The organism is Halorubrum sp. SP3 (genome assembly GCF_005435195.1).
Classification (GTDB): Archaea; Halobacteriota; Halobacteria; order Halobacteriales; family Haloferacaceae; genus Halorubrum; species Halorubrum sodomense.
Map to the genome: position 1 here is coordinate 1 of NZ_SGTU01000579.1, position 294 is coordinate 294.

Sequence of the window (294 nt, forward strand, 5' to 3'; positions counted from 1 at the left end):
GCGATCCGGGACGCGGTCGACCGCGGCGTGGACGTTGACGTGCTACTCCTCCACCCCGACTCGCTCTCGACGGAGAACCGACAGCGGCAGGCGGAAATTCGCGAAACGCTCGCCGACGAGTACCCGTCGGTCAGCGTGCGAGTCAGCGACCGCGTGCTGCCTTGGCGCGGCACGTTCGTCGATCCGGATCTGTCGTACGAATCCGGGCAGGGACTCCTGATGGTTGAACAGGAGGAAGTGCCGAACCACCACCGACAGGCCGCAGTCACGGAGAACCCCTCGTTCGTGGCGGGG

1 pseudogene is annotated in these 294 nt (G+C 66.7%); it reads left to right on the forward strand.

What is annotated here, in order from left to right:
• Positions 1 to 294: pseudogene (locus EXE42_RS17650) on the forward strand (TrmB family transcriptional regulator); the annotation flags it as partial.